19 protein-coding genes and 1 tRNA gene are annotated in these 24178 nt (G+C 73.5%); 9 read left to right on the forward strand and 11 right to left on the reverse strand.

Translation table 11 applies throughout. The features are described from left to right. Positions 1–35 precede the first annotated feature (35 nt). From CLV37_RS11890 to CLV37_RS11900, 3 genes are read left to right on the forward strand one after another with little or no spacing between them, the layout of a single operon-like run. Entirely contained in the window at positions 36–1076 is a 1041-nt protein-coding gene (locus CLV37_RS11890; RefSeq protein ID WP_170127213.1) for a polysaccharide pyruvyl transferase family protein, read from the forward strand. Continuing rightward, positions 1073–2602 carry a lipopolysaccharide biosynthesis protein gene (locus CLV37_RS11895; protein ID WP_170127214.1) on the forward strand — a complete coding sequence of 510 codons (1530 nt, stop codon included), beginning with the start codon at positions 1073–1075 and terminating at the stop codon, positions 2600–2602. The genes CLV37_RS11890 and CLV37_RS11895 overlap by 4 nt, the downstream gene beginning before the upstream one ends. Before the next feature lie 26 nt (positions 2603–2628). Beyond that, entirely contained in the window at positions 2629–3690 is a 1062-nt protein-coding gene (locus CLV37_RS11900) for a glycosyl hydrolase (RefSeq protein WP_106210512.1), read from the forward strand. A gap of 48 nt (positions 3691–3738) precedes the next feature. Here CLV37_RS11900 and CLV37_RS11905 read toward each other — a convergent pair whose 3' ends face one another. The 5 genes from CLV37_RS11905 to CLV37_RS11925 all read right to left on the reverse strand — a co-directional run bounded on the left by CLV37_RS11905 (position 3739) and on the right by CLV37_RS11925 (position 11078). Then, positions 3739–5121: a glycoside hydrolase family 26 protein gene (locus tag CLV37_RS11905; protein WP_106210514.1), complete on the reverse strand. Its 1383-nt coding sequence runs from the start codon at positions 5119–5121 to the stop codon at positions 3739–3741. A gap of 320 nt (positions 5122–5441) precedes the next feature. After that, the gene (locus CLV37_RS11910; RefSeq protein WP_146149379.1) at positions 5442–6185 is read right to left on the reverse strand and encodes a PIG-L deacetylase family protein; all 744 of its coding nucleotides are present in this window, start codon (positions 6183–6185) and stop codon (positions 5442–5444) included. Continuing rightward, the gene (locus tag CLV37_RS11915; protein WP_106210518.1) at positions 6185–8680 is read right to left on the reverse strand and encodes a glycosyltransferase; all 2496 of its coding nucleotides are present in this window, start codon (positions 8678–8680) and stop codon (positions 6185–6187) included. The genes CLV37_RS11910 and CLV37_RS11915 overlap by 1 nt, the downstream gene beginning before the upstream one ends. Further along, entirely contained in the window at positions 8677–10119 is a 1443-nt protein-coding gene (locus tag CLV37_RS11920; RefSeq protein ID WP_211298581.1) for a glycosyltransferase family 4 protein, read from the reverse strand. Before CLV37_RS11920 ends, CLV37_RS11915 begins: the two co-directional genes overlap by 4 nt. Then, complete coding sequence (locus tag CLV37_RS11925) at positions 10116–11078, reverse strand: dolichyl-phosphate beta-glucosyltransferase (protein ID WP_211298582.1); 963 nt, start codon at positions 11076–11078, stop codon at positions 10116–10118. Before CLV37_RS11925 ends, CLV37_RS11920 begins: the two co-directional genes overlap by 4 nt. Positions 11079–11481: 403 nt before the next feature. On the opposite strand from CLV37_RS11925, the gene CLV37_RS11930 reads away from it, so the two are divergent. Further along, positions 11482–13116, forward strand: a complete 1635-nt coding sequence (locus CLV37_RS11930; protein ID WP_146149380.1) for an ArnT family glycosyltransferase — start codon at positions 11482–11484, stop codon at positions 13114–13116. 101 nt (positions 13117–13217) lie between these two features. Then, positions 13218–14474 (forward strand): hypothetical protein, encoded by a 1257-nt coding sequence (locus CLV37_RS11935; RefSeq protein ID WP_106210522.1) that lies wholly within the window; start codon positions 13218–13220, stop codon positions 14472–14474. A gap of 21 nt (positions 14475–14495) precedes the next feature. On the opposite strand, the gene pth is transcribed toward CLV37_RS11935, so the two are convergent. From pth to CLV37_RS11960, 5 genes are all read right to left on the reverse strand, one after another. Continuing rightward, a complete protein-coding gene (gene pth, locus CLV37_RS11940; RefSeq protein WP_106210524.1) occupies positions 14496–15092 on the reverse strand; it encodes an aminoacyl-tRNA hydrolase in 597 nt (198 codons plus the stop codon). A gap of 25 nt (positions 15093–15117) precedes the next feature. Next, positions 15118–15753 carry a 50S ribosomal protein L25/general stress protein Ctc gene (locus CLV37_RS11945; RefSeq protein ID WP_106210526.1) on the reverse strand — a complete coding sequence of 212 codons (636 nt, stop codon included), beginning with the start codon at positions 15751–15753 and terminating at the stop codon, positions 15118–15120. Between the two features lie 216 nt (positions 15754–15969). Further along, a complete protein-coding gene (locus CLV37_RS11950) occupies positions 15970–16947 on the reverse strand; it encodes a ribose-phosphate diphosphokinase (protein ID WP_106210528.1) in 978 nt (325 codons plus the stop codon). Beyond that, positions 16947–18455 carry a bifunctional UDP-N-acetylglucosamine diphosphorylase/glucosamine-1-phosphate N-acetyltransferase GlmU gene (gene glmU, locus CLV37_RS11955; protein WP_106210530.1) on the reverse strand — a complete coding sequence of 503 codons (1509 nt, stop codon included), beginning with the start codon at positions 18453–18455 and terminating at the stop codon, positions 16947–16949. Before glmU ends, CLV37_RS11950 begins: the two co-directional genes overlap by 1 nt. Positions 18456–18588: 133 nt before the next feature. Further along, positions 18589–18660, reverse strand: a tRNA-Gln gene (locus CLV37_RS11960). A gap of 96 nt (positions 18661–18756) precedes the next feature. Between CLV37_RS11960 and CLV37_RS11965 the strand changes: the two genes are divergently transcribed. Beyond that, positions 18757–19371: a TetR family transcriptional regulator gene (locus tag CLV37_RS11965; protein ID WP_106210532.1), complete on the forward strand. Its 615-nt coding sequence runs from the start codon at positions 18757–18759 to the stop codon at positions 19369–19371. Between the two features lie 9 nt (positions 19372–19380). Further along, on the forward strand, positions 19381–19884 hold the full coding sequence (locus CLV37_RS11970; protein ID WP_245885370.1) for a MarR family winged helix-turn-helix transcriptional regulator: 504 nt from the start codon (positions 19381–19383) through the stop codon (positions 19882–19884). 237 nt (positions 19885–20121) lie between these two features. On the opposite strand, the gene CLV37_RS11975 is transcribed toward CLV37_RS11970, so the two are convergent. Further along, complete coding sequence (locus CLV37_RS11975) at positions 20122–21588, reverse strand: sugar transferase (protein WP_106210784.1); 1467 nt, start codon at positions 21586–21588, stop codon at positions 20122–20124. A 370-nt stretch (positions 21589–21958) separates the two neighbouring features. Here CLV37_RS11975 and CLV37_RS11980 point away from each other — a divergent pair, with 370 nt between their 5' ends. After that, positions 21959–23761: an ABC-F family ATP-binding cassette domain-containing protein gene (locus CLV37_RS11980; RefSeq protein ID WP_106210536.1), complete on the forward strand. Its 1803-nt coding sequence runs from the start codon at positions 21959–21961 to the stop codon at positions 23759–23761. Positions 23762–23813: 52 nt separating this feature from the next. Then, the gene (locus CLV37_RS11985) at positions 23814–24176 is read left to right on the forward strand and encodes a hypothetical protein (RefSeq protein WP_106210538.1); all 363 of its coding nucleotides are present in this window, start codon (positions 23814–23816) and stop codon (positions 24174–24176) included. The last annotated feature ends 2 nt before the right edge of the window (positions 24177–24178 follow it).

The following is a 24178-nucleotide window of genomic DNA, read 5'->3' on the forward strand; positions in this document are numbered from 1 at the left end:
GCCCGGTCGCGACCGCTCCCACCCACGGAGGCACGATGTCGACGGTCATCTCCGCTCTGCAGCAGTCCACCCTCGAGGCCTTCCGCCCCCTGCTCGAGGGCCGTGACCTGGCGATCCTGGACTTCCCCAACCACAGCAACTGCGGCGACAGCGCCATCTGGCGCGGTGAGGTGGCCCTCGCGCAGGCCCTGGGCTGCCGCGTCGTCTACCGCTGCGAGACGGGGACCTACCGCCGCGAGGACGTGGCCCGGCTGCCCTCTTCGACCGTGGTGCTCCTGCACGGCGGCGGCAACTTCGGGGACCTCTGGCCCCACTTCCACGCCTTCCGCGAACGCGTGGTCCAGGACTTCCCGGACCGCCGCATCGTGCAGATGCCGCAGTCGATCCACTTCCAGGACGCGAAGGCGCTGGAACGCACCCGGCGGATCATCGACCAGCACCCCGACTTCGTCCTCGTCGTCCGGGACCACCAGAGCCGCCGGTTCGCCGAGGAGAACTTCGACTGCCGGGTGATGCTCTCCCCCGACATGGCCTTCATGCTCGGAGCGCTGACGCCGAGCGCTCCGCCGGTGCAGGACGTCTTCACCCTGGCCCGCACCGACCACGAGGCCCTGGGCGAGGCCCTGGGCCCGGTCGCGGCCGCCGAGGGGCTGCAGCCGGTCGACTGGGGTCGCCCCCGTCCGGCCGCGCACACCCCCGAGGGTTTCCTGATCCGGGTGAACCTCGGCCTGGCCCGCCTGCCGGCGCCGCTGCGCTCGCTGGGCCTGTTCGAGCGGCGCCACGGCTGGGTCTACGAGCACCTGGCCGAGGGGCACGTCCAGCGCGGCCTGGACTTCCTCGGCCGCGGTCGCGTCGTCCTCACCGACCGCCTGCACGCGCACCTGCTCGCCGAGCTCCTGGGCATCCCGCACGTCGCGGTCGACTCCGGGTACGGCAAGATCCGCAGCTACCACGAGACCTGGCTGGCCGACTCACCGCTGGCCCACCTGGAGAGCGACGGTCGCGCCGGTGTGCGTCGGGCCCGGGAACTGGTGGAGGAGCTGGGCCGGCAGCCGGACGTGCAGGGTCGCCGGTGACCTCGCCCGCCTCCCCGCCCCCACCCCGGGTGGACCCGGCGCCCCCGGGCGGCACCGCCGTCCCGCTGGGGGTCCACGCCCTGCGGGGGACAGCCTGGTCGGTGCTGGAGAAGTGGGGTTCCCGGCTGACCCAGCTGCTCGTGTTCGTCATGCTCAGCCGCCTGCTGGACCCGACGGTCTTCGGCGTCGTGGCCATCGCCTCGGTCGTGCTGGACCTGGTCCGCATCCTGGTGGACCAGGGGTTCAGCCAGGCCATCGTCGTCGAGGACGAACCCGACCGACGGTTCGTCAGCACCGCCTTCTGGGTCGGCGTCGCCGCGTCGGTCGTGTGCGCCGCGGCGATGTTCGCCCTGGCTCCCGTCATCGCCGGCTACTACGACGAACCGCAGCTGACGGCCGTCCTGCGCTGGCTCTCGCTGGGTTTCGTCCTGCAGGCCGGGGCCGGGGTGCCGAACGCGCTGCTGTCGCGCGAGTTCAAGTTCCGCCAGCTCGCGGTCCGGCGCCTGGTGTCGGTGGCGCTCGGCGGGATCGTCGGCATCGTCGTCGCGGCCGCCGGGGGCGGTGTCTGGGCCCTGGTCTCGCAGACCCTGGTGACCCTGGCCGGCGCCGTCGTCGTCCTGTACGCCGCCACCCGGTTCCGCCCCAGCCTGACCTTCGGCCGCGAGCACTGGAAGCGCCTGGTCCGGTTCAGCAGCGGGGTCCTCGGGGTGGACCTGATGACGTGGGCGGCCGGCAACCTCGACAAGCTGATCGTCGGGGCGGTGCTGGGCACGAAGGCGCTGGGGTACTACTACATCGCCTGGCGCATCCTGATGCTGGCCACCGAGGTCATGACCGGGGTGATGTCCGCGGTGGCGCTGCCGCTGTTCTCCCGGCTGAAGGGCGACCGGGAGGCGACGGTCCGCGCGTTGATGAAGGCGACGAAGGTCTCCGTGTCGGTCGCCGCCCCCGTGTTCGTGACGATCCTGGTGCTGGCCCCCGAACTCGTCCCGGTGGTCTTCGGCCGGCAGTGGTCCGACGCCGTCGTGCTGACGCAGGTCCTGTGCGTCAGCGGCCTGGTCTTCTCCGTCACGTTCTTCGACCGCAGCGTCCTGTACGCCGCCGGACGCCCGGTGCTGGAACTCGTCGTGGCCGCCGCGACGGCGGTCGGCACCGCGCTCGCCAGCTTCGTCGGTGCCCACTGGGGCCTGGTGGGGGTGTGCGTCCTGCTGGTCGTGCGGACGTGGGGCCTGTGGCCGCTGCGGATCGTCTTCCTGCGTCGGGTGACCGGCCTGTCGGTGCTGCGCTACCTCGCGCAGTGGAGCCGTCCCGTGCTGGCCACGCTGCCCGCGGCCGCCGCCGGCGTCGGGCTCGGCGCCCTGCTCGGCGGCGCTCCCCCGCTCCTGCTGCTCGTCCTCGGCGCGGTCGTCATGGTCCTGGTCTACGCCCTGGTGCTGTTCCTGCTGGACCGCGGCTTCGTGACCGACCTGCTGCGGACGGCCCGCTCCGCGCTGCGGCGCCGGCCCTCGCCGAAGGCCGCGCTCTGACCCCGCGCCGCTGGATCGCCGCCGCCGTGGCGCTGCTGGCCGTGATCGTCGTGGGCACCGTCGTGGTCGTGGACCGGACCCGGGACGAGGCCCCCCGCGGATCCGGGCTGCCCTGGGCCAGCGGTGGTTCGGACGACCGCGGCATCGGTTCCTTCGAACGCTGGCGGGGCCGCCCGGTCGACGTCCGGGTGATGTGGAACAACACCGAGACGTGGGACAGGGCCGAACGCAACTACGTGCTGCGAGAGGCCGCGGAACAGGGCGAGCGGCGACTCGTCAGCTACGGCGTGCCGCTGGTCACCGAGGAAGCCGGTCAGAGCCTGGCCGGGTGCGCGGCCGGCCGGAACGACGGGCACTTCCGGGTGATGGCGCAGGGCATCGTCGACACCGGTTTCGGCGACGCGATCGTGCGGCCCGGCTGGGAGGGCTCGGCGAGCTGGTACCCGTGGGGCGTCACCTCGCCGCGCAACACCGCCGACGGCGACGACGTCGAGGTCGCGGAGGAACGGTTCCGGCGCTGCTTCGCGCGGCTCGCGGCGGTGTTCCGCGAGGTCGCCCCCGACACCCGGCTGGAGCTCAACTACGGCAACGGGATCGGACGCGTGACGAACATCGCGGACGTCTACCCCGGTGACGAGTTCGTGGACATCGTCGCCAACGACGTCTACCTGTCGTCGGAGACGACCAGCGCGGCGGCCTGGACCGAGAGCTGCTGGGCCGGGACCGCCGAGCGCCCGGTGGGGCTGTGCCGGCTGGCGCAGTTCGCCCGCGAGCACGGCAAGCGGTTCGCGGTGCCCGAGTGGGCGGTCGACGCGCGCGAGGCCCCGGACGCCGATCAGGTGGCCTACGTCGAGGGGATGGTCGCGCTGTTCGCGGCCAACACCGACGTGCTGGCCTACGAGGGGTACTTCAACCGGACGAACGACCCCGACGAGCGGTGCCGCTACCGGCTGGACGAGGGGTGCAACGCGGGGGCCGCGCAGGCGTACCTGCGCCTGCTCGGGCCGCGGGCGTCCGTCGCGGGCACGGGGAACGCGACCGCCGCGCAGCCCCCCGGACGGACCGGGGAGCTGCGCGGCAGCGGGTGAGGTCGAGCGCGCGGGACCGGCTCACGCCGGCCCCGGGTGCGAGCCGGGTCAGCCGACCTGGAAGGTCGCGGTCTGGACGAGGTTCGGCAGGTTGTAGCGGCTCACCACGACGGTCATCGTGTGCTGGCCGGGGGTCCAGGACGAGACGTCGGTCGGCAGGGCGGACGGGGAGATCGGGGACATCCCGCCGAAGTCGTAGGGCGCGGTCCACTCGGTCTTGGTGGGGGTGCCGGTCGCGGCCTTGTCGAGGTAGAAGTACACGGCGCGCGTGGACTTCTTGGGGACGTTGACGTCGATGTAGTTCGCGCCGTGCAGGTGGGCACCGTTCAGGTCGAACTTGGCCGAGGTGACGTCGGAGTCGACCCGCGTGCGGATCAGCGTGGTGTCGGTCGCCGGGGTGCCGCTCGTCACGGGGGCGACCGAGGCCACGAACCCGGCGGACCAGAGCTTCTTGTAGAGCGCCGCGGCCTTCGGGAAGTTGCCGGTGTTCAGCGCGTGCTGCTCGCAGCCGTTGACGTCCTTGTTGAAGTAGCTCTCGTACGCGACGTTGTTGTTCGACACGTAGTCGTAGAACTTCTGGATGAAGTAGGTGTCGTCACCGCTGTCCAGGCCGTCGCAGCTCTTGGTCAGGCCCCACTCCGAGAAGGCGATCGGCTTGCCGTGCGCCTTGCCGAACTCCGCCAGCCACTTCAGGCCACCGGGCTGGTTGTAGAAGTTCCCCCAGCGCTCCACGCTCTGCGAGGCCTTGAAGCTCTTGCTGTGGTCGTACAGGGACTGCCCGACGATGTCGACGTAGGCGTCACCGGGGTAGGCCTTGGCGGAGTCGAACTGCCCCATGTTGTTGCCGCTGCCGGGCGACCAGTTGAACGAGAAGTTCGCGCCGGGGACCGAGCGCATCGTCGTGACGACCTGGCGCCAGTAGGCGACCCAGGCGGCGGGGTCCTTCTTCGCGCTCCACTTGTAGCTGTCGGAGTTGAACTCCCAGCCCAGGCGGATGATGGAGTCACCCTGGTTGTTCTTGACGAGCAGCTGGGCGAGCGACTTGTAGTACCCGTTGTACTGGCCCGCCGCACCCTGCTGGATGCTGACCCCGGCGGTGTCGGGCAGCATCGGGACTGCCCAGGCCACCCGGTGGTAGCGGTCGGCGTACAGGCCCACGCCCCACTGCCAGTTGGAGATGTCGTTCCAGGTCATGTGCGGGATGAAGGCGGTCGTGACGCCGACGTCGCGCCCGACCCACTGGCCCCACTCGGTGACGGTGGCGCGCGAACCGGTGGAGAACACGCCCGCCTTGGTGTTGACCGGGATCGTGGCGGCGTCGGCGGCCGGGGCGTTCACGGTCGCGGTGGCCACGAGGGCGCTGCCGGCGGTGACGAGCGCGGCGGCGAGGCTGGTGAACCGGTGGCGACGGGGGGTCTTCGTGGTCTTCATCGGGGGTGGGTCCTTCGAGTCGGCTGCACGTGGGGGGTCAGCTGCGGTCAGTCGGCGTTCGTTGGTTACCCCCATGACTTCGGCCCGCCGACGCCGGTCCTTGACGGTGCGGCGAGGATCGAGTGATGCATCACACGTTCGCCAGCGGACGGTCACGCGGTGCGATCACGTCCCCCTGAACTCCGCCACCCGGGTCCGAAAACCCGGGGAGAACCACGCCTCGTGGTCGACGGCACGTGGCGCGCGTCACAGACCAGGGGGGAACCGCACCGGGTCCACGCGAGCGGGTCGTCGCGATCACCCGTCAGACGGGGTTCTCCTCACGCCGCCAGCAGGTCCGGCAACCCCACCGGAACCCCTTGCGGGAACAGGGCGTGGACCTGGTTCCGGTAGTGCCCGATGACCTCGGCCTTCCCCGGTCCCGCGAACCGCCGGACCCCCGCCGGCAGCGCGGAGGAGAGGACGTACGGGACGTCGGCGTACCGCACCACCCGCACGCCCGCGCGCCCCCGGGCGCGCTCGGCGGCCTGCCCGACGAGCACGTGGTCCACGTGCCCCCCGATCCCCATCGGCGCGACCAGCACCGTCGGCAGGTCCGACGGTTCCGCCAGCAGGTCGGCCAGGAGCCGGTCCACGAGCGCCACCGCCGGATCGCGGCGCGAGACCACCCCGCGCGAGAGGTGGAACCTCCACGTCGGGTAGACGTGCGCCAGCTCGGGCACGACGGAGGAGCGGAACCGCCGGAACAGGGCGTCCGGCAGGCCCGCGTGCAGCGCCCGCGCCCCGCAGGCCGCGACGGCCTCGGCGTCCTCGCGCCGCCGCTCCTCGTACAGCACCGGCGCCGACGAGGCCCCGCACTGGCGCAGGAACGCCTGCGCCGACAGGGTCAGCGGCGCCGAGCACTCCGTGAAGAACGTCGCGACGGTCGCGGGCCACCCTCGCCCGGCCAGCGCCAGGAGCAGGTTCCCGCAGGACAGCACCGCGTCGTCCAGGTGCGGTGAGAGCACGACCCACCGCGAGGGCCCGACGGCGTCGAGGTCGAACCCGGGCAGCTCCTCGTACATCACACCCCCGCCAGCCGCCGGTACAGGTCGTCCTGGCGGCGCGCGACGTCGTCCCAGTCGTACCCGCGGGCGTGCACCCGCCCGGCCGCCCCCATGACGTCCAGCCAGGCGCGGTCCGCGGCCAGCCGCGCCATCGCCGCGCCGAACGCGGCGACGTCGAACGCGGGGACCAGGACCCCGGTCCCCGCGACGACGACCTCGCGCAGGGACGGGATCTCGAAGGCGACGACGGGCGTCCCGCAGGCGAGGGACTCCGCGGCCACGATCCCGAACGTCTCCTGCCGCGACGGCATGGCCACCAGCAGCGCGGAGGCGAGCAGGGCGTACTTGGCCCCACCCTCGACCCGGCCCGCGAACACCACGCGGTCGCCGATGCCGAGCTCGACGGCCATCCGCTCCACGGCGGCCCGGCCCGCGCCGTCACCGGCGATCACCAGACGGCCCGGCAGGCGGTCCGCGACCGCGGCGAAGGCGGGCAGCAGCAGGTCCAGCCCCTTCTGCTCGACCTCCAGCCGGCCGAGGAACACCACGTCGTCGCCACGGGTCCCCCCGGCGTCGAACGCGTCGCGCACGACGCCGTTGGGCAGGACCACGACCTCGGCGGCGGGGTTCACCGCGCGCAGCCGGTCGGCGAGGTCCTCGGACATCGCGATGAGCGTGCGGTGGCGGCGGACGCCGAGGTTCTGCACCCAGTGGAACGGCAGGTGGTACTGCTTCGCCTTCTCCTCGGCGCCCAGCCACTGCACGACCGCGACGACGGGTTTCGCCGTCCACAACTGCGGCAGGAAACTGCCCACCGGGGCGCCGAAGTCCTCCACGACCAGGTCGGCCTCGAACCGGCGCATCGCGAACGGCACCGCGAGGAAGTAGCTGACGATCCCGGTGAAGTACCCCAGCGGCAGACCGACGGGGACCCAGCGGACACCGTTCTCGACGCGTTCGACGGCACCCGGGTAGTTCGAGACGAGCACGGTCACGTCGTGGTGACGGGCGAGCCGTTCGTCGATCTCCCGGGTGCGCACCGCTCCCCCGCCGGACCCGGGTTTGCGGGGGTCCTCGAAACCCAGGTGCAGGATTCGCAGCCGCCGCGACGGATCGGTCACGTCGGGAGCCGGCGGGAGAGGCCCCGTGGACCGCAACCCCAGCAGGGCCAGGCCCACCCCGACGACCACCGCCAGCGCCACCCAGGCGATCACGTGCGGGCGCAGCGCGAGCAGCGCCACCGCGAACACGACCGATCCGAGCAGCACGGTCCGGGGCAGCGCGAACGCCGGCCGCCACGAGCGCGGGACCGCGGCGAACAGCCCGGCGCACGTCACGACGAACCCCGCGAGCGCGCCCGCGGCCAGCCCCGGCACCCCCGCCACGAGGTACCCGGCGACCAGGGCGGCGACGTGGACCACCAGGCACAGCGACTGCGCGACGACGGAACGCCGGTACAGCGTCCGCGCCTGCACGTACGTCGCGAGCAGCACGACCCAGCCGAGCACGAGCCCCGCGCCCGCCGTCCAGGGCAGCACCCCGGCCAGGGAGTACCCGGAGGGGAAGACGACGTGCAGGAGCGGGGGCGGCGCCACCGTCAGGGCGGCGGCGTACGGCGCGCACAGCAACGCGTAGGCCAGCGACGTCCGGCGCAGCGCGGCCGCCGAACGGGCCGGGTCGCGCACGACGACGGCGAAGACGGACGTGCTCAGGGCCGTCGCCACGAACAGCGGGACCCGCGAGACGATCATGGCGGCCTGGTAGGTCGAGGCCTGCGCCGGGTCGTCGGCCAGGACCGCGACGAGGACGAGGTCGGCCGAGGTGAGCACCGCGACGAGGCCCTGCACCCCGACGACCCCCAGGGCCGGCGCCCACAGCCGGCGCAGCCGCAGCGCACCCCGGACGGGCCGCAGGTCCCCGCGGGCCACGACGACCCCCAGGGCGACCAGCAGCAGCGACCCGGCGAGGAAACCCCCCAGCGCGCCGACGGCACCGGCCCCGGCGACGACGAGGACCAACCCCGCGGCCACCTTGACCAGGACCTCACCGATGCGGCCCGCCCCGAGCAGACCCAGGCGTTCCTCGCCCTGCAGCAGCCCGACGCTCGTGGCCGAGCAGAACACGCCGAACACCCCGGCGGCGAGCACGACGGACGCGGCCGGCGAGGCGAAGCGCGACGCCAGCGCGAACGTCACCGCCCCGCCGAGGACGCCGAGGACGAGGTTCGTGCACACCGAGAACCACAGCGCCGCGCGCCGGTCGGCCACCGAGCGCGCCTGCAGCAGCGCCTGCGCCAGGACCCAGGACACCGACGTCGAGGCCACCGTCCCGGCCGTCAGCAGCAACGCCTGCCCGGCTCCGACGACGGCGAACTGCGCGATGGGCAGCACGTGGGTCAGCGCCAGCGAGAACGCGTAGTTCACGACCCCCACCAGCAGCGAGGCGACGGTGAGGACCCGCGCCCCCCGGGCGCTGGAGGGCGCGTCCGCCTCCGGACCGACCGCGGGGCTCACCGGGCGCCGGTCAGCAGGTCGGAGCTGGTGGCCAGCCGCATCCGCGAGCACAGCGCCAGCCCGAGCCGGTCCATGACCTCCGAGGCGACGGCCTGGTCGCAGCCGTGCAGCAGGACCTGCAGGGTGTGGCCGTCGACGACCCACTCGTCGGAGCGGCGCAGCACCTGCGGCAGCCGGGTGAGCAGGGCGTCGACGTCCCCGGAGAAACCGCGCAGGTCGGCCTCGACGCGCACGGACAGGTCGCTGGCCTCGCGGCGCGAGCGCGAGCGCCGGGCGTCGATCTCCCCGGCGACGACCCCCGCGAGGCGTTCGGCGCTGGTCTCCCAGGAGAACGACCCGGCCCAGGTGCGGCACCGGTCGGCCATCGACCCGGCGGTGCGGGGGTCGGCGAGTTCGCGCAGGGCGTGGTCGAGGCCGGCGGCCAGCGGGGTGCCGGTGGGCACGATCCAGCCGGTGCGGCCGTGCACGACGGAGTCGCGCAGGCCGGGGACGTCGAAGGCGACGGCGGGCACGCCGGCGGCGTTGGCCTCGACGACGGTCAGGCCCCAGCCCTCGGCCTGGGAGGGGGCGGCGGTGACCCAGCCGGCGGCGAGCAGCTGCTCGCGCTGCTCGGCGGAGACGAAACCGTGGAAGGTGACGACGTCGTCGAGGCCGAGCTCGGCGGCCCGGGCCTGCAGCGCGGCCCGGTCGGGGCCGTCGCCGGCGATGTCGACGCGCAGGTCGGGGTGGGTGGCGAGGAGGTCGGGGACCGCCTCGAGGAGCAGGTCGAACCGCTTGTGGCTGACGAGCCGGCTGACGACGACGACGTGCGGGAACGGCGAGCGCGCACCGGCGGGGACGGTGGGCCGCGCGGCGGTGCCGTTGGGCACGACGTGGATGGGTCCGCGCAGCTTCAGGCGGCGGCGCACGTCGCGGCGGGTGGAGGGCGAGACGGCGACGACGGGTCGCCTGCCGTACACGCGCCGGGACGCGGGGCCCTCGAGGAACTGCCCGATGCGGCTGAACAAGGGGGAGAAGTGCAGGGCGAACTGCTCGGTGTGGACGTGGTGGACGACGACCACGACGGCGCGCCGGCGGCCCGCGAACAGCGGGGCGAAGAACGGGATGCCGTTCTGGAAGTCGACGACGGCGTCGAAGCGCCGCCGGTGGCGCAGCAGGAACCACGCCGCGGCGAGGTAGACGCCGAAGGTCCCGCCGCCGCGCACGACCCTCATGCCGCGGTCGAGCCCGGTGCGGGCGGACCCGGCGTGGCGGGCGGTGAAGACGGTGACCTCGCTGCCGCCGGCGACGAGGCGCTCGCCGATGTTCCAGGTGTAGACCTCCGCGCCCCCGGCGAGGGGGTGCGTGCGGTCGCGCCAGTTCAGCAGGAGGACCCGTTTGCCCTGCAGGGGGAACGGGACGGCTTCGGTCAGGGGGCGGGTTCCGGGGTCGATGCTCACGCGGGGCTCCCTGCGGGCGCGGGCCAGCGCCGGGCGGCGCGGTGGATGCGGACGGTGTCGGAGAAGGACCGCACGCCGTCGCGCACCGGCGAGAACGTGGACCCGGGGACGTCGGTCCACAGCACGGGGACCTCCACGACGGGGTGCCCGGCCCAGCGCAGGCGGGCGAGCAGTTCGACGTCGAAGCTGAAGCCGTCGATGGTGCAGTCGTCGAGGACGGCGCGCACGGTGCGGCCGTCGAAGAACTTGAACCCGCACTGGCTGTCGGCGACGTCGGGCAGGATCGAGCGGGCGGCGAGGCGGAACACCGAGCCGCCGAGCCGGCGCAGGGAGCTCTGCTTCACGACGCGGTCGGCCTCCCCGGCGTTGCGCGAGGCGATGACGACGGGGGCTCCGTCGGCCAGCAGCGGCAGCACGCGGTCCAGGGTGTCCATGGGGGTGGCCAGGTCGGCGTCCATGAAGCCGACCCAGCGGGCGCGGCTGGTCGCGAAACCGCGGCGCACGGCGCTGCCCTTGCCGCGCTGGCGGCAGCCGAGCAGGTAGACGGGCACGTCCCCGCGGGCGGCGCTGGCCAGGTCGGAGGTCCGGTCCACCGAACCGTTGTCGACGACGACGACCGCCGCGCTCAGCCCGGTGCGGGCGGTGAGGGCGGACAGGTGCTCGACGGCGGCGGCGAGGGTGGCCGGCAACCGGTGCTCCTCGTCGTAGGCGGGGACGACGACCTCGAGGTCGACGACGGGCCGGTCGGTGGCGTCGGCGCCGCCGTGCAGGCCCCCGTCGGGGTGCTGCCCGGCGGAGGGCCGGGCCAGGGCGTCGATGGTGGCGTTGGCCCGGGCCAGCGCCCGGAACGCCTCGACCTCGTGGGCGCGGGGCACGGCGGGGGTGCGCTCCGGCGTCTCGTGCAGGTCCGGGGCGGCGGCCGGCTCGGCGGCCGGGGTGAGGGGCTGCGAGGGGGTCACGGGTGAACTCCGCTTCGTGGTGGTCAGCGGGGTTCTGCGCCCCACGTACGGCTCTTGGATCGGCCGGCAACCCACGGGACGTGACCTCGCAGCACGGCTCGTCACCCTTTCGCCGACCGGTTTCCCCCGCGCGGTCCACGTCCTCACGGCCCGCACCCGCGAAGACCCCTCGCGCCGCGGACCACCCGGCCGACGCGGGGTCGCAGGGCGGACGGGTGAGGGGTGCACCGTCCGGCACCGTGCGTCACCCGTTCGCCGCCGAACCCCTCACCCGCTCGGGGCAACCGCCCGGTGGACGGGCCGGACGGGCCGGTGGCCGGGCGTCGTCGACGCTGGAGGAAGCGGCCTCGGCAGCCGATCAGGAGTACGGCCCCGCACGTCCCGACCGTTGGAGCACCTCTCGATGGCCCTCGTCCTGCGCGCCGGCGCGACCCGAGCCCTGCCCGGGCCGCGTCGCGTCGTCGACGCCGTGGCCCGGGCGGCGGACCTGCTCCGGCGGGGCCTGCACCACCCGGCGCTGGCGGTGCTGGTCGTCGCGCTGGCCGCGCGGCTGTACCGCATCGACACCGCCTACGAGATCCACGTCGACGAGGTCTCCTACGCCGACACCGCCACGGCCGTCGCGGACGGGCAGGGCCTGACGATGTTCGGGGTGCCGTTCCACCTGCACCCGCCGGGGTACTTCGTCCTGCTCGCCGTCGTGGAGAAGGTCCTGGCCCCCTTCGGGCTCAGCGAGGCCGACCGCTTCGCCCAGGTCCTGCACCTGCGTCCCGCCGGCGCCGTCCTCGGGGCGCTGACGTGCGCGCTGGTCACGGTGCTGGTGGACCGGCTCGCCGGGCGGGTCCCCGCCGTGCTGGCCGGGCTCGTCCTGGCCCTGGACCCGTTCGCGAACCGCTGGGACAGCCGCGTCTTCCTGGAGGCCCCCGCGACGCTGTTCAGCGTCACCGCGATCAGCTGCCTGGTCGCCCTCGTCCAGCAGGAGCGGCCGCGGGGCCGGCTGGTCGTCGGCACCGGGCTCGCGGTGGCCGCGTGCACGTTGTGCAAGGAGCCCTACGCCTTCCTGGCCGCGCTGCCGCCGCTGGTCCTGCTGGTCACCGGACGGCTGGCGCGGCGCCGCGACACCGGCACGGTCCTGGCGATCACCGTCGTCGCCAACGTGGGCCTGCTCGGCGCGCTGGCCGCCGCCGGGGAGTTCGGCGACTGGTGGACCGAGCAGAGCAGCGGTTTCCTGCGCCTGGTCGGCCAGGACCAGTCGACGGGGTACAACGCCCCGGGGGCGCAGTCGGCGTCCTCGAGCTTCACCGAGCACCTGGCGACGTTCGTCCCCAGCGTGGTCCTCGCCCTGCTGGGAGCCCTCAGCGCCGCCGTGGTCCTCCTGCCGCTGCTGCGTCCGCTGTGGCGGACGCGACGGCTGCCGGCGGACCCCGAGCGGGCCGGACGGGCGGTGACGTCGCTGTGGACGGCGTGCGCCTTCGCGTACGTCGGCTACGCCTTCTGCTTCGGGACCTTCGAGGAGCAGAACGTCTCGATGCTGCTGGCCCCGGCCGCCACCGGGTCCGGGGTGCTCCTGGCGGCGGTGCTGCGCCCCCGGACGAGGCGACGGACCGTGGCCGCCGGGCTCGCGGTCGGCCTGCTGCTGGGGGCGTCGCTCACGTCGTGGGCGCACGTCCACGCCGGCGAGGACGACTCCTACCTGCGGGTGCGCGACTACCTGGCCGCCCACGTGCCCCTCGACGCCCGCATCGCGATGACCGAAGTCACCGGGCAGTTCCTCTACGAGGGCTACGACATCTCCGCCGCCGACACGTGGGCGGAACTGGGCTCCGAGCACGTCGACCTCGTCCTGCTGTCCACCGAGCTGGTCTCCCGCGGCTACGGGACGGCCTCCCCGGAGCTGCTGAGCGAGCTGCAGGACCACGGCCGGCTCGTTTTCACCTCGACGGGTCAGTCGTTGGGCCGTCTGGAACTGTGGGACGTGCGGTCGGTGACCGGCGGCAGCGGACGGGTGAACGACGTGGAGCTGACGGGAACCTCCTGACGTGACGGTCCGCGACGGGACCGGCTGCGCCGCACCGCCGCTCGGACGCCGAACGGGTGCGCGAGGCTCCAGAGGACCGCGGCGGGGCCGAGGATGAGGGGGTGTTCGCGAGGAATCCGATCGACCGCCGCCGCCTGCTGGCCGCCGGTTTCTCCACCGCGATCCTCGGCGGCATCGCCGCGGCGAGCGCGCCCGTGGCCGACGCCGTCACCACGACGCAGCGCCCGACGCCCGGCGCGGCGCCCGCCGGGCCCGGCCCCGCGGTCGCCAAGGTCGTCGGCGTCCTCGGCTCCGACGCCCGCACCGCCCCCGACCTGCGCGCGGCGGGCCTGACGTCCGTCACCCTGCAGGTCGCCTGGGACGCCGCCCAGCCCACCCCCGGCACGGGCCTCGACGCCGGGTACGTCGCCCAGCTGCGGGCCCGCATCGCCGCCTACCGCGCGCAGGGGCTGTCCGTCGTCCTCGACACGGGCCTGCAGTACGCGCCGGCGTGGGTGCTGAAGCTGCCGGACGCGTTGTTCGTCGACCAGTTCGGGACCGCCCACACCGCGACGACGGAGTCCGGCGAGAACGTCCCCGACGCCGTCTGGAACCCCCGCGTGCGCTCTGCGCAGGCCGCCTACCTCGCCGCCCTGGCGAGTGCGCTGGGACGCACCACGTTCTCCGCGATCCGCGTGGGCGGCCTGCTGACCGGTGAACTGCGCTTCCCCCGCGACGCCCGGGGCGCGGTCGACGCGACCACCGGCACGGGCTCGTGGTGGTCGTTCAGCAGGAACGCGCAGACCTCCTCCCCCGTCCCCGGCTACCGCCCCGGGATCTCCAAGCGGGACCAGGCCAAGGACGCGAAGTTCCTCGAGCACTACCTGTCGTCGCTGGCCGCCTACCAGGACTTCCTCGTCGGCGCGACGACGGCCGCGTTCTCCGGCGACCTGCTGCTGATGTACCCCTCGTTCGGCGTCCGCACCGGCGACCGCGCCGGAGCCGTCGCCGCGGCGTTGTCCCGCAAGGCGGTCCGCTACTCGGAACTGGTGCAGGGCCTGGACTTCAGCCGGCTCGTCGCGCGGGCCGCAACCTACCCCGTGCGCGCGGTGGCGTACTCGACGTGGCTCGACGGCCCCGAGTTCGGCCCCTCCGACCAGGACCTGTCCCCCGTCGCGTTCCTCGCCCGGCAGGCCGCGCCGCTGAACCTCGCCGTCGGCGGGGAGAACACCGCGGACTCCGCCGAGGACCTGGACGCGCTGCGGACCTGCCAGCAGCGCGCCGCGGCGCTCGGGCTCAGCCACGTGTTCTGGTTCAACGACCTGACCGTGAACCGCGACCCCGTGCTGGCGAAGACCCTGGCCCGCACGTTCTCCTGAGGTCCGGACGCGGTCAGGTGCCTAGGCGGGGGCGTGGAACTTCTGCTGCGCCGCCTCCAGCCCGTCCAGGACGAGCTTCTCCACCGCGTCCGCGGCGTCCATCAGCAGGAACGGCAGGTCCTTCTTCTCCGTGCTCGAGAACTCCTTGAGCACGAAGTCGGCCGGGTCCTGTCGGCCCGGGGGGCGGCCGATGCCGACCCGCACCCGGTGGTAGTCCTTGTCGCCCAGCGACTTCGAGATCGAGCGCAGACCGTTGTGGCCACCTTCGCCGCCGCCGCGCTTCAACCGGACCGCCCCGAAGTCGATGTCCAGCTCGTCGTGCAGGACCACGACGCGCTCGACGTCGACGTCGAAGTACTTCGCCAGCCCGGCCACGGGACCGCCGGAGACGTTCATGTAGGACGTGGGGGCCGCCAGCACCACCCGCGGCCCGGGGGCACCGCCGGGCAGGACGCCGAGGCGCACCTCGGCGACCCTGGCCCCGGACTTGTGCCGCTTGAAGGAACCTCCCGCGCGCGAGGCCAGCTCGTCGAGCACCATCTGGCCCACGTTGTGCCGGGTGCGCTCGTACTCGGACCCGGGGTTGCCCAGGCCGACGACGAGCCAGACCTCGCTCACGCGTTCGGTTCCCCTCAGCAGCGGGTCAGGCGTTCTCGTTCTCGCCCTCGACCTCGGTGTGCTCCTCCTTCACGATGCCGGCCTCGGCCTCAGCGGCCTCCAGCTCGGCCTCGGCCTGGGCGGCGGTGGCGGCGGCGGTCACGACGACCACGAGCTGCTCGGGGTCGCCGGCCAGCGCCGCGCCCTCGGGCAGGGAGACCTGCGAGGCCGCGACGTGCGAACCGGCCTCCAGGCCCTCGACCGAGACGGTGACCGCGTCGGGGATGTGGGTGGCCTCGACCTCGAGGGACAGGGTCGTCAGCTCCTGCTGGACGACGGTCTCCGGGCCGGCCTCACCCTCGAGGTGCAGCGGCACGTCGACGGTGACCTTCTCGCCACGGCGGACGATCAGCAGGTCGACGTGCTCGATGAAGCCCTTGATGGCGTCGCGCTGGACGTCCTTGGGGATCGACAGGTGCGACTCGCCGTCGACGGTCACGTCGAGCAGCGCGTTGGAGTGGCGCAGCGCCAGCAGGGTCTCGTGGCCCGGCAGGGTGATGTGCAGGGGGGCCTCGCCGTGGCCGTACAGGACGGCGGGGATGCGGTTCGCGCGGCGGACGGCGCGGGCGGCGCCCTTGCCGAAGGTGTCGCGCTTCTCGGCGGCGAGCTTGGTCTCGGCCATGGTGTTCTCCTCGATCTCGGGACGGACGGCGTGCGAAGGCCCCGGGAGAGAACTGCTGCTCATCCACCGCGTCGATCACGGTGGCGCTCACGCGCCACCCTCGCCGAGGCAACCGGCGGAGAGTCTACCCGCTCCCCCGGTCCGCCCGTTCCGGCACGTCGACTCCACGGTCCCTGCGAACGGGACCGCGGAGTCGACGTGCCGATCCGGCGACCGTCAGCTGTGACCGTCGAACAGCGAGGTGACCGACCCGTCGTCGAAGACCTCGCGGATCGCGCGGGCCAGCAGCGGCGCGATGGACAGCACCGTCAGCTGCGGGAACTGCTGCGACTCGGCGATGGGCAGCGTGTTCGTCACGACGAGCTCGGAGATCGGGGAGTTCTTCAGGCGGTCGATCGCCGGACCGGACAGCACCGCGTGGGTCGCGGTCGCGATGACGTCGGCGGCGCCGTTGGCCTTCAGCGCCTCGGCGGCCTGCACGATCGTGCCGGCGGTGTCGATGAGGTCGTCGACCAGCACGCACGTGCGGCCCGCGACGTCACCGACGACCTCGTGGACCTTGACCTGGTTCGGCACGTTCGGGTCGCGGCGCTTGTGGATGATCGCCAGCGGCGCGCCGAGGCGGTCCGACCACAGGTCGGCCACGCGGACGCGGCCGGCGTCCGGGGACACGATCGTGATGTTGGAGCGGTCGACGCGCTTGCCGACGTGGTCGGCCAGGATCGGCAGCGCCCACAGGTGGTCGACGGGCCCGTCGAAGAAGCCCTGGATCTGCGCGGTGTGCAGGTCGACGGACATGAGCCGGTCGGCGCCGGCGGTCTTGAACATGTCCGCGATCAGGCGCGCCGAGATCGGCTCGCGGCCGCGGCCCTTCTTGTCCTGGCGCGCGTAGCCGTAGAACGGGGCGACGACGGTGATGCGCTTGGCCGAGGCCCGCTTCAGCGCGTCGACCATGATCAGGTGTTCCATGATCCACTGGTTGACGTTCGCGGTGTGGCTCTGGATGACGAACGCGTCGGAACCGCGCACGCTCTCCTCGAACCGCACGTAGATCTCCGAGTTCGCGAAGTCGTAGGCGCTGGTGGGCACCAGTTCGGCCCCCAGGGCCTTGGAGACCTCCTCCGCCAGCTCCGGGTGCGCGCGCCCGGAGATGAGCACCATGCGCTTCTCACCCGTGGTGGTGATGCCGGTCATCAGTCGGTCTCCTGCCCTTCGAGGTCTTGCCCAGGGTCCTGCTCGTCGGTCTTCCCAGCCCGCTGCGCCGCCTCGGCCGCGGGAGTTCCTGAGCGCTTGGCGAGGGTCCAGCCCTCGAGGTTGCGCTGCGGGGCCACGTTGATCGCCAGCGCCCCCGCGGGGACGTCCTTGCGGATCACGGTCCCGGCCCCGGAGTAGGCGCCGTCGCCGACGGTGACCGGCGCGACGTACATGTTGTCCGACCCCATCCGCACGTGGCTGCCGATGGTGGTGTGCGCCTTGGTGACGCCGTCGTAGTTCACGAACACCGACGCGGCCCCGATGTTGGAGTGCTCACCGATGGTGGCGTCCCCGACGTAGGACAGGTGCGGGACCTTCGAGCCGCGGCCGATGGTGGCGTTCTTCGTCTCGACGAACGTGCCGATCTTGCCGTCGTCGCCGAGCCGGGTGCCCGGGCGCAGGAAGGCGAAGGGCCCGACCTGGGCCCCGGCCCCGACGACGGCCGAGGACCCGTGGGTGCGCTCGACGCGGGCGCCGGGCCCGACCTCGACGTCGGTGAGGGTGGAGTCGGGGCCCACGACGGCGCCCGTGGCGACGCGGGTGGCGCCGTGCAGCTGGACGCCGGGGCGGATCGTCACGTCGGGGGCGAGCTCGACGTCGGCGTCGACCCACGTGGTCGCGGGGTCGACGACCGTGACGCCGGCGAGCATCCAGCGGCGCAGGGTGCGGCGGTTGGCCTCGGCGGCGAGGTCGGCGAGCTGGACGCGGTCGTTGACCCCGCGGATCTCCCACTCGTCGTCCAGGGCCAGCGCCTCGACGCGACCACCGTCGGCGCGCAGGATCGCCAGGACGTCGGTCAGGTAGACCTCGCCGGCGGCGTTGTCCCGCCCGACGCGGCCCAGGGCCTCGCGCAGGGCCGAGACCTCGAACGCGTAGATGCCGGAGTTCACCTCGCGCACGGCGCGCTGGTCGTCGGTGGCGTCCTTCTGCTCCACGATCGCGCTCACGCCCGCCGCGTCGCGCAGCACGCGCCCGTAGCCGGTGGGGTCGTCGAGCTCGGCGGTCAGGACGGTCATGGCGTTGCCGCCGTCGACGTGGGCCTGCGTCAGCCGGGTCAGCGTGGCACCGGACAGGAGCGGGACGTCGCCGTAGGTCACCAGGACCGTGCCGGTCAGGTCGGCGGGCAGCGCCTGCAGACCGCACTGCACGGCCCGGCCGGTGCCGGGGACGTCGTCCTGCAGGGCGACGAGCACGCCGGGCTCGGCGGCCTCGACGGCGGCCGCCACGCGCTCGGCCTGGTGGCGCAGCACCACGACGAGGTGGCCGGGGCCGGTCGAGCGGGCCGCGCGCAGGGCGTGACCCACGAGGGGACGGCCCCCGAGGGGGTGCAGGACCTTGGGCGTGGCGGACTTCATCCGGGTGCCCTCACCGGCGGCCAGCACGATGACGGCGACGGGTGCGGTGGCGGGTGCGGTGGCGGCACGGGTGGTGGGCTGGGCGGTGGTCACGCGGTGCGCGCTCCTCGCGGCTGGTCCGGTCGGCCGAACCGGGAGGTGGTCCCGGGATCGAGCCGGCCGGTGGCGTCGGCGGACACAGCCGAGGATAACGGCCCGCGAACGCGCTGCCGGACACCCCGGCGCGCTCCCGGGAGAGGATTCGAACCCCTACTGGACGGGACCAAAACCCGCCGTGCTGCCGTTACACCACCCGGGACGGTCGATGCGGACCCATCCTGCCAGGCTCGCCGCCGGCCCCCGGACACCCGTCCGGCAGGATGACCCCGTGAGCCCGCCCCGTCCCCGCGCCCGGATGACCGGTGGGGAGCGGCGTGAGCAGCTCATCGGCGTGGGCCGCTCGCTGTTCGCCGCCAAGGGTGTCGAAGGCACGACGGTGGAGGAGATCGCCGCCGCGGCCGGGGTGTCCAAACCGGTGGTCTACGAGCACTTCGGCGGCAAGGAAGGGCTGTACGCCGTCGTCGTGGACCGCGAGATCGCGGCGCTGCTGGGGGCGATCACCCGCGCGCTGTCGGGCCGCGGGTCCCCGCGCACGCTGCTGGAACGGGCCACGATCGCGCTGCTGGACTACATCGAGGGCTCCACCGAAGGCTTCCGGATCCTCGTGCGCGACTCCCCCGCCCACCAGGCCACGGGCACCTTCGCGAGCCTCATCTCCGACATCGCCCGTCAGGTCGAGCACTTGCTCGTCGACGCCTTCGCGGCCCGCGGCTACGCCCCCGAACGCTCGGGGATGTACGCCCAGATGCTCGTCGGGATGGTCGCCATGACCGGTCAGTGGTGGCTGGACACGCGGGAACCGGCCAAGGAGGAGGTCGCCGCGCACCTGGTGAACCTCGCCTGGAACGGTCTGAGCGCCCTGGAGGCCGAACCCCGCCTGTCGGCGCGGGCGCGGATCACCGAGCACTAGGGTCGCGCTGTGGCACACGAACCGGTGGGGGGCGACGAGGTCGACCTCATCGTCGCGGCCTGGCGCCGGGAGGCCCCGCAGCTCGACGTCGAGCCGCTGGAGGTCCTCTCCCGCGTCGCCCGCCTCGCCCGCCACCTGGACCGGCTGCGCCGCAACGCCTTCGCCGCCCACGAGCTCGAGACGTGGGAGTTCGACGTGCTCGCCGCGCTGCGCCGGGCCGGTGCCCCGCACGAACTGTCCCCCGGCCAGCTGCTCGTGGAGACGCTCGTCACGAGCGGGACCATGACCAACCGCGTCGACCGCCTCGCGGGCCGCGGCCTCGTCGAACGGCGCCCCGACGCCGAGGACCGGCGCAGCGTCCGGGTGCGCCTGACGGCCGCCGGCTCGGCCGTCGTCGACGCAGCGCTGGCCGACCTCGTCGAGGCCGAGCACCACATGCTGGGCGTCCTGGGACGCGAGGAGCGCCGAGCCCTCGCCACCCTGCTGCGCCGGGTCTCCGCGCCCTTCGAGTAGGGCCCACGACGATCGGCGCGTCGACGACGAACGGCCCGTGACACGCCGACGGAGTCGCTGCGTGTCACGGGCCGTTCGTCGTCGACCAGAGCGCCGCGAGGAGTGGGCCCAGGACGCTCAGCGGAGCGACGATCGGCGCGTCGAGGACGACGAGGGCCCGACACGCCGACGGAGTCGCTGCGTGTCGGGCCCTCGTCGTCCTCGACTGGAGCGCCGTGAGGAGCGGAGCGCGAAGACTCAGTACGCCCCGCGGCCGCGGAGGACGGCGCCGGCGGTCTTCCAGAGGATCATGAAGTCGAAGGTGAAGGACCAGTTCTCGACGTAGCGCACGTCGAGGCGGACCGACTCGTCCCAGTCGAGGTCGGAGCGGCCGTTGATCTGCCACAGCCCCGTCAGACCGGGCTTGACCAGCAGGCGGCGACGCATGTCGTAGCCGTACTCGTCGACCTCCTTCTGCAGCGGCGGGCGGGGGCCGACGAGGGACATCTCGCCGCGGACGACGTTGATGAGCTGGGGCAGCTCGTCGAGGGAGTAGCGGCGCAGGACGCGGCCGATCCGGGTGATGCGCGGGTCGACCTTCATCTTGAACAGGACGCCGTTGCCGTCGGTGGACTCGCGCAGGTCGATGAGCAGCTTCTCGGCGTCGGTGACCATGGAGCGGAACTTCATCATCGGGAAGGACTTGCCGTCCTTGCCGACGCGCTGCTGCTGGAAGAAGACCGGGCCCTTGCTGTCGAGCTTGATGGCGACGGCGAGGGCCAGGAACAGCGGGCTGAGGACGACGAGGGCCAGGCCGGCGCTGACGCGGTCGACCGTGGTCTTGGCCAGGCGGCGGACGCCTTCGAGCTCGGGGCGTTCGACGTGCAGCAGCGGCAGGCCGCACACGGGCCGGATGGCGACGCGCGGCCCGATGACCTCGGTGAGGGCCGGGGCGACGACGAGGTCGGCGCGGGTGGCTTCGAGCTCCCAGCCGAGGCGGCGCAGACCGGGGCCGTCGAGCTCGGGGCAGGCGGTGACGGCGACGACGTCGGCGTCCACGGTGGTGACGGCGTGACGGACGTCGTCGAGGCTGCCGATGACGGGGATGCCGAGCTCGCGCAGCTCGGCGTCGTCGGCCGCGCTGCCCGGGCCGCCAGGGACGCAGGCCCCCACGATGCGCATGCCGTGGTAGCTGGCGCGGTGCAGCTGGCGGGCCATGCCGGCGACGGCGGCGCGGTGGCCGACGGCGACGACGGTCTGGCCGGCCTCGCCGCGGGTGCGCTGGGCGTGCAGCTGCTGGCGCAGGGTGTACCGGCCGACGAGGGTCAGCAGGATGGCGATCGGGAAGGCCACCACGACGTACCCGCGGGCGATCTCGAGGCCGAAGGCCCAGGAGCTGGTGCCGACGAGGGCGACGACGGCCAGCCCGGCCGTCAGCACGCGGTGGAACTCCTCGGAACCGACGCCGAGGAAGCGCGGCTCGTAGGTGCGCAGGGCGCCCATGGCCACGACCCACAGGACGGGCAGGAGGACGGCGCAGGCGACCACGGCGCGACCGGAGGTCGAGGCCAGGTCGGCGGGCGAGTCGTTGAAGCGGGCGAAGAAGCCCACGAAGGCGGCGAAGGCGGCGGCGAGGGCGTCCACCGCGACGATCTTCTGCACGTAGGTGCGCTGCCAGGCGGGTGTGCGCTCGGCCGTGCCGAGGGCGTTGCGCTGGCGCGGCACGAGGAGACGTTCGCGACGCGCGGCGTCAGCGGTCTCGTCCGCGGGTGAGGTGCCGAGGAGCTGGTCGTCCAGTTCACCCGGCACCGTCCTGGCGTCGGGCACGTCGCTGATGCTCAAAGTCCCCCCTGGACCTGGTTCCGACCTTCCACGCTCGCGGTCACCCGTGAGCGGCACCGGGCCGAACGCCCCCACGCTCTGCCCACCGGTGCGGGCCCGACAGTAGTAGAAGGCCACCCGAACGACGCAAGGGGTGACAGCCGAGTTCACCCAGGTCGAGCACGATTCGACCTGTTGGGCTCACCCGTTCGACGCAATGATCACCCTTGGCGACGGAGAGTGATCGAAGCGCGCGGGCGCCTACCCTTGTCCCGTGGCACACCTGCTCGGCGGCGAGGCTCTCCGCCTGGAACACCCGACCCGCGTCGTCTTCGACTCCCTCACCCTCGGCGTCGACGAGGGCGACCGCATCGGCATCGTCGGCCGCAACGGCGACGGCAAGTCGTCCCTGCTGGGGCTGCTGTCGGGCCGGATCACCCCCGACGCCGGCCGCGTGACGCGCCGCGGCGGGGTCCGGGTGGGCGTCCTGGACCAGACCGACGACCTCGACGCGAGGGCGAGCGTCGGGCACAGCGTCGTCGGCGACACCGACGAGCACGTCTGGGCCGGTGACCCGAAGGTGCGCGACGTCATCGCCGGGCTCGTCGCCGACATCCCTTGGGACGCCGTCGTCGGCGACCTGTCCGGCGGCCAGCGCCGCCGCGTCGCCCTCGCGAAGGTCCTGATCGGCGACTGGGACGTCCTCGTCCTCGACGAGCCCACCAACCACCTCGACGTCGAGGGCATCGCCTGGCTGGCCGGCCACCTCAAGGGCCGCTGGAGCGCCTCCGACGGCGCCCTGCTCGTCGTGACGCACGACCGGTGGTTCCTCGACGAGGTCTGCACGACGACGTGGGAGGTCCACGACCGGGTCGTCGAGCCGTTCGAGGGCGGGTACGCCGCCTACGTCCTGCAGCGCGTCGAGCGCGACCGGCAGGCGGCCTCGGTGGAGGCCAAGCGGCAGAACCTCATGAAGAAGGAGCTCGCCTGGCTGCGCCGCGGCGCCCCGGCTCGCACGTCGAAGCCGAAGTTCCGCATCGAGGCCGCCAACGCCCTCATCGCCGACGTGCCCGCCCCCCGCGACCGCGTCGAGCTGTCCCGGCTGGCGACCGCCCGGCTCGGCAAGGACGTCGTCGACCTGCTCGACGTGTCCGTCGACTACGGCGACAAGCACGTCCTGAAGCACGTCGAGTGGCGCATCGCCCCCGGCGAGCGCACCGGGGTCCTGGGCGCCAACGGGTCCGGCAAGTCCACGCTGCTGTCCCTGATCGCCGGGACGCTGCAGCCCACGGCGGGGCGGGTCAAGACCGGCACGACCGTGCGGATCGGGATCCTGGACCAGCAGTTCCGCGAGCTCGCCGACCTCGCCGCCGACCGCGTCCGCGAGGTCCTGGCCCGGACGCAGACGACCTTCCAGGTGGACGGCAAGGAGATGACGCCCGCCCAGCTCCTGGAGCGCCTGGGGTTCGCCCGCGAGCACCTGTCGGCCCGCGTCGGGGAGCTGTCCGGCGGGCAGGCGCGGCGGCTGCACCTGCTCCTGGTGCTGCTGTCCGAGCCGAACGTCCTGATCCTGGACGAACCGACCAACGACCTCGACGTCGACATGCTCGCCGCCATGGAGGACGTGCTCGACACCTGGCCGGGGACGCTGATCGTCGTCTCCCACGACCGCTACTTCGTCGACCGCGTCACCGACCAGCAGTACGCCGTCCTGGACGGTGGCCTGCGACACCTGCCGGGCGGGTTCGACGAGTACCTGCGCCTGCGCGCGGCGTCCTCCTCCACCCCGGCCTCCTCGACCGCGACGTCCCCGGCGCCCGTGGCCGGCGGGGGCACCACCGCCCCCGCCGGGCTCAGCGGGGCCGAGCTGCGGGCGGCGCAGAAGGAGATGACGGCGGCCGAACGGCGCCTCGACAAGCTGACCGGTCAGATCGAGGACGTGCACCGGAAGATGGCCGAGCACGACCCGAACGACTACGAGGGCACGATGGAGCTGGCGGACGGCCTGAAGCTCCTGGAGGCCGAGGTGTCCGCGCTGGAGGAGCGCTGGCTGGAGCTGTCCGAACTCGTGGCGTGAATCCCGGCCGCGGTACCTCACGCGACGGGAGGGTGTCGGGCATACTCCTCGGGTGAGCGCGGAGCAGCCCCGGTCCGACGACCGGCTGAGGCAGCGGGACGCCGTGTGGCGCCGGCTCGTCGAGTCCGAGCAGCACCTGGCCGAGGCCGACGAGGCGGCGCGGCTGGCCCACGGCTCCCTGGCCGAGCAGGAGATCGCGGTCTGGCTGGAGGAGCAGCGCCAGCTCGACGAGGACGCCGCGGGCTGGTTCGCCCGCTGGCGGCTGCACCGCGACCAGCGCGCGCGGCTGCGGCGGGCCCGCGCCGCGCAGGCCAGGGCCGAGGACGAGCACGACGAGGCCGACGCCGAGCACAAGCTCGCCGTCCGCCGTCGCAACGAGGCGCAGAACGAACTGCGCCTGTTCGACGCCCCCTGAGC

It is taken from the genome of Kineococcus rhizosphaerae (assembly GCF_003002055.1).
In the GTDB taxonomy this organism is placed as follows: Bacteria; Actinomycetota; Actinomycetes; order Actinomycetales; family Kineococcaceae; genus Kineococcus; species Kineococcus rhizosphaerae.